Raw genomic sequence first — 2,303 nt, forward strand, 5'->3', positions numbered from 1 at the left:
GCTCGATCACCGACCATGCGGCGTCAGATATCTCCCCATCCCTCACGATCAGTCCAACGATCGGATGATCGGAAAGACCCTGCCTAGACCTTCGACGCCGGGCACCTGCCTCCAAGACGTCAGCCACTCCCGTGCCGTCGCCATATCCGTGGTCTCCGGGCGCAGCGTCCACCGGGCGCTCAGCTCGCGGTCGGTGAACAGCCGCTCCAGCTGCGCGCGCCGCTCGCCGTACGGGACTTGCAGCAGCTCCTGGCCGTCGACCTGGAGGAGGTCGAAGGCGATGAAGTGCGCCGGCATCTCCTGAGCGAGCCCCGCGGCGGCCCGGCCGCCGGAAACCACTCGCCGCTGGAGCGCCTCGAGCGACATCCGGCCCTCCACCCACACGACCAGCTCGCCATCGAGGACCAGGCCGTCGGGCAGGTCGGCGGCCGCGTCCACGAGCTCGGGGAAGCGGCTCTGCATGAGGCTGTCGCGGCGGGACTGCACCAGCAGCGGGCCGGGCGCCGACCAGGCTGCCCCCTCCTGTTTACGGCCGGGCCACGGTCCGCGCGACCGGCCCAGGGCGAGTCGGCGGCTCGAGTCCCTCGTACGGGGTGCCTCCCCACCGGCCTGTACCGCGCGGCCACAGCGAAGAGATCACGGTCGACGGCGAGGCGGCCCCGGTGACCGTGAAACTCGGCGTGTGGGTATCGAACACCAAGTCGAGGCGAGGCAGACCCAGCGCCGACAGCTCGACGCACTCCGGGAGCTGGGCATGGAGTGGGCGCAGGAGCGCCGAGTTTGCAATTTCACCAACTCAACACCCACCTGGTGGCCGGGCTGAAACGGTACGAGGCCGAGCACCACGTGCTCACCACCGTTCGCCTCCCGCCGTATGCACCCGACCTGACCCTCGCACCACCGACCCCACCCTGGGAACCTCAGTAGGGGGCATGGTGGCGGGGGACTGCGACGCCGACGGCTGTGAACGGGGCGGTGAGCAGGGCGTACTGCTCGGCTGGGAGCGTGGCGGATTTCCGTACGGCTTTGGCTGCGATCACGCAGACGGACTTGGCGTCCGAGTGGAGTCCCGCGCGGTATGCATTGAGTTCCTCACTGCGCGGAAGCAGCGCCGACCGGACGGCGTGGTCGAGCTCGGAGTTTTCTGATGCGGAGAGCCGGAGGGCACGGCTTGCCTCACGGCCGCCCTGCCGACGCCGGCTGACGGCGTGGTCGAACGCGGCGGCGAGAGTCTGGGGCGGCAGAGCCGCGACCGTTGCTATGAATCGAGCCGTGGCGGCATCCACAACTAGCTCCTTGTTCAGAATGCGGAAGGTCTAAGGGCTAGCGCCAAGCAGGTGACGCGACCAGGCACTCTGCCTTGCCCGTGAGAAGGTACGTCCGGCTGGAACGAAGCGGAGTGTGACATGGACATCCATCGCCTGGCACGCATAGCAGCGACGCTCTTTGGGGAGCTCGGCACTGCTGGAGCGCTCACGGTACGGGAGTTGCCCGACGGACTCGGAATCTGTGTGTGGCCAGCCGGCACCCGGGGTGGAGGAAGCATCTTCGTGGGGTGCGACGAGTCGGTCCTGTTCGTGGGATCCGCGACAGGTTTCGACGCCGGTCTCGCCGCTTTCCGCCGGGGCAGGCGTACTCCTGCCGAACGCTTCCGGGGCGAGCCTGACAAGGCGACTGCACAGAAGCCCGTTGAGTAGCGGGGTGTGGGCGACCGCTACGAGCGGGCGAAAGACGTCCCCTCGTGTCTGCGGTGATGGCCGCTTTACCGCAGAGTCCGTGTTCGTCGCAATCACCGGATCCTGAATCGCATGAAGTCCGACCTGCCATGGCACCTGTCAGGCGCTGGCCGACGCCGCGCGTCGAGGCCCGCTATTCGGGCTCGGCCTCGACGATCCTGACGTCCTCGGCGATCGGGTCCTCCATGACCCTGGACATGTAGCGTTCGGCGCCGACAAGGTCATAGGTGTCGTATGACGCCATCGAGCTGCCCTCGTAGGTCCACTCCACGCGGTACCGCTCTGCCACCTGGCTTCCCCCCACTCGCTCACCCGCCGGAGCGCTGTCCGACTCGAACCGTACCCCGCCCGTCGTTTGCATCCCACACGACGTACGCTCGGCCTCAAATGTCACAACCACCCACTTCCTTGCATCCGTCCCGGCCTGACTGCGCCCTGCGCTCACGGTTCCGTGCGACGGATTCCAGGGCCGGTGGCCTCAAGAGCGCCGGATCGATGAGACGGCGTCCAGCAGCAGCGGCAGGAGCTGGGTGACGTCGTGCCGCTTGCCGAGCCTCCCGGTGAGCG

At 68.0% G+C, this 2,303-nt stretch carries 3 protein-coding genes; all 3 read right to left on the reverse strand.

Annotated features, from left to right (window positions below; genetic code table 11):
• Nucleotides 1-48: 48 nt before the first annotated feature.
• A complete protein-coding gene (locus tag ACPXCS_RS39530) occupies nt 49-486 on the reverse strand; it encodes a hypothetical protein (RefSeq protein WP_425952349.1) in 438 nt (145 codons plus the stop codon).
• Nucleotides 487-920: 434 nt separating this feature from the next.
• Entirely contained in the window at nt 921-1,286 is a 366-nt protein-coding gene (locus ACPXCS_RS39535) for a hypothetical protein (RefSeq protein ID WP_425952348.1), read from the reverse strand.
• A gap of 583 nt (nt 1,287-1,869) precedes the next feature.
• Complete coding sequence (locus ACPXCS_RS39540) at nt 1,870-2,025, reverse strand: hypothetical protein (RefSeq protein ID WP_158102172.1); 156 nt, start codon at nt 2,023-2,025, stop codon at nt 1,870-1,872.
• Between the last annotated feature and the right edge of the window lie 278 nt (nt 2,026-2,303).

Origin of the sequence: Streptomyces sp. DT190 (genome assembly GCF_049846985.1) — a bacterium.
Taxonomy (GTDB): domain Bacteria; phylum Actinomycetota; class Actinomycetes; order Streptomycetales; family Streptomycetaceae; genus Streptomyces.